Source organism: Micromonospora sp. ATLC16 (assembly GCF_057196645.1).
In genome coordinates this window covers 1-3,403 of sequence record NZ_JBXUOW010000138.1, presented here as the reverse complement: position 1 = coordinate 3,403, position 3,403 = coordinate 1, and the positions used below count along the sequence as shown (strand labels likewise).

Sequence of the window (3,403 nt, the reverse complement as noted above, 5' to 3'; positions counted from 1 at the left end):
CGCTACTCATGCCTGCATTCTCACTCGTGCCGCGTCCACAACTCGATCACTCGGCTGCTTCACCCCCGGCACGACGCTCCCCTACCCACCCACACACCTGCACACCACCCCCAAAGAGACGATGCGAAGTCATTGCGTGAGTGCCACAGCTTCGGCGGTGTGCTTGAGCCCCGCTACATTGTCGGCGCGGAACCACTTGACCAGTGAGCTATTACGCACTCTTTAAAGGGTGGCTGCTTCTAAGCCAACCTCCTGGTTGTCTATGCGACCCCACATCCTTTTCCACTTAGCACACGCTTAGGGGCCTTAGCTGGTGATCTGGGCTGTTTCCCTCTCGACTACGAAGCTTATCCCCCGCAGTCTCACTGCCGCGCTCTCACTTACCGGCATTCGGAGTTTGGCTGATTTCGGTAAGCTTGTAGGCCCCCTAGACCATCCAGTGCTCTACCTCCGGCAAGAAACACACGACGCTGCACCTAAATGCATTTCGGGGAGAACCAGCTATCACGGAGTTTGATTGGCCTTTCACCCCTAACCACAGGTCATCCCCCAACTTTTCAACGTTGGTGGGTTCGGCCCTCCACACGGTCTTACCCGCGCTTCAGCCTGCCCATGGCTAGATCACTCCGCTTCGGGTCTAGAACATGCGACTCAAACGCCCTCTTCAGACTCGCTTTCGCTACGGCTCCCCCACACGGGTTAACCTCGCCACATGCCACTAACTCGCAGGCTCATTCTTCAAAAGGCACGCCGTCACCCCGCAAGGCTCCGACGGATTGTAGGCGAACGGTTTCAGGTACTATTTCACTCCCCTCCCGGGGTACTTTTCACCATTCCCTCACGGTACTCGTCCGCTATCGGTCACCAGGAAGTATTTAGGCTTACCAGGTGGTCCTGGCAGATTCACGGCAGATTTCAGGAGTCCGCCGCTACTCGGGAACACCCACAGAAGACCAGCTGCTTTAACCTACCGGACTATCACCGTCTACGGTCAGCCTTTCCAGACCATTCAGCTAACAACTGGCTTTATCACTCCTCACACGAGTGTCAGCTCGTGTAGCAGGGTCCCACAACCCCGACCACGCAACCCCTGACAGGTATCACACGCAACCGGTTTAGCCTCAATCCGCTTTCGCTCGCCACTACTCACGGAATCACATATTGTTTTCTCTTCCTACGGGTACTGAGATGTTTCACTTCCCCGCGTTCCCTCCACACACCCTATGAGTTCAGGTGCAGGTGACACCACATGACTGATGCCGGGTTACCCCATTCGGACACCCTGGGATCACAGCTCGGTTGACAGCTCCCCCAGGCCTATCGCGGCCTCCCACGTCCTTCATCGGCTCCTGGTGCCAAGGCATCCACCGTTCGCCCTTGACAACTTGACCACAAAGATGCTCGCGTCCACTGTGTAATTCTCAACAAACAACCAACCCACAACCCACCGTCTCCCACCAGCCCGGCAACCAACCGACGGTATGAGAAACCAGGCCATGCCTGGCACCTGACAAACCCCACCAGGGATCCATCCACGGCACTGAAACAACAACCACCACGGATTGTTCCTTCAGGACCCAACAGGGTGCTCTACGCCTCCCCCAGCCGCACCAGAACCCCGTTCCCACCACCACAGTGGCTGTACTAAGAAATCCCGGCCGTCGCCAAGAAAAACTCGCCAGTGTCTCCGCCAATGAGCACCCCGACCCGACATCCGCGAGCCGCGGGCTCCATACCCACCTTCGCGGGATGGTGCTCCTTAGAAAGGAGGTGATCCAGCCGCACCTTCCGGTACGGCTACCTTGTTACGACTTCGTCCCAATCGCCAGCCCCACCTTCGACGGCTCCCTCCACAAGGGTTAGGCCACCGGCTTCGGGTGTTGCCGACTTTCGTGACGTGACGGGCGGTGTGTACAAGGCCCGGGAACGTATTCACCGCAGCGTTGCTGATCTGCGATTACTAGCGACTCCGACTTCACGGGGTCGAGTTGCAGACCCCGATCCGAACTGAGACCGGCTTTTTGGGATTCGCTCCACCTCACGGTATCGCAGCCCATTGTACCGGCCATTGTAGCATGCGTGAAGCCCTGGACATAAGGGGCATGATGACTTGACGTCATCCCCACCTTCCTCCGAGTTGACCCCGGCAGTCTCCCATGAGTCCCCAACCGAATTGCTGGCAACATGGGACGAGGGTTGCGCTCGTTGCGGGACTTAACCCAACATCTCACGACACGAGCTGACGACAGCCATGCACCACCTGTCACCGGCCCCGAAGGACCCCACATCTCTGCGAGATTTCCGGCGATGTCAAACCCAGGTAAGGTTCTTCGCGTTGCATCGAATTAATCCGCATGCTCCGCCGCTTGTGCGGGCCCCCGTCAATTCCTTTGAGTTTTAGCCTTGCGGCCGTACTCCCCAGGCGGGGCGCTTAATGCGTTAGCTGCGGCACAGAGAACCGGAGAGGCCCCCCACACCTAGCGCCCAACGTTTACAGCGTGGACTACCAGGGTATCTAATCCTGTTCGCTCCCCACGCTTTCGCTCCTCAGCGTCAGTATCGGCCCAGAGACCCGCCTTCGCCACCGGTGTTCCTCCTGATATCTGCGCATTTCACCGCTACACCAGGAATTCCAGTCTCCCCTACCGAACTCTAGCCTGCCCGTATCGACTGCAGGCCCGCAGTTGAGCCACGGGTTTTCACAGTCGACGCGACAAGCCGCCTACGAGCTCTTTACGCCCAATAAATCCGGACAACGCTCGCGCCCTACGTCTTACCGCGGCTGCTGGCACGTAGTTGGCCGGCGCTTCTTCTGCAGGTACCGTCACTCACGCTTCGTCCCTGCTGAAAGAGGTTTACAACCCGAAGGCCGTCATCCCTCACGCGGCGTCGCTGCATCAGGCTTCCGCCCATTGTGCAATATTCCCCACTGCTGCCTCCCGTAGGAGTCTGGGCCGTGTCTCAGTCCCAGTGTGGCCGGTCGCCCTCTCAGGCCGGCTACCCGTCGTCGCCTTGGTAGGCCATCACCCCACCAACAAGCTGATAGGCCGCGAGCCCATCCCAAGCCGAAAAACTTTCCACCCACAAACATGCGTCCGCAAATGAATATCCGGTATTAGCCCCGGTTTCCCGGGGTTATCCCAAAGCCTAGGGCAGGTTGCTCACGTGTTACTCACCCGTTCGCCGCTCGAGTACCCCGAAGGGCCTTTCCGCTCGACTTGCATGTGTTAAGCACGCCGCCAGCGTTCGTCCTGAGCCAGGATCAAACTCTCCAACAAAAACTTGGAAAAAATCCCGACAACAAAAAATGCTGCCAAAACCCACAACCACAAAGGCCATGAGCAAAACTTGGCACTGGCTTATCAAACACCCTGTTGAGTTCTCAAAGAACAACCACACACCA

The 3,403-nt window shown here is 58.0% G+C and carries 2 rRNA genes; both read right to left on the bottom strand.

Features of this window, described 5'->3' with window-relative positions:
- Positions 1-1,391: ribosomal RNA gene (locus AC2CHE_RS26610) — 23S ribosomal RNA — on the bottom strand; the annotation flags it as partial.
- A gap of 372 nt (positions 1,392-1,763) precedes the next feature.
- Positions 1,764-3,278 (bottom strand): 16S ribosomal RNA (locus AC2CHE_RS26605).
- Positions 3,279-3,403: the final 125 nt, after the last annotated feature.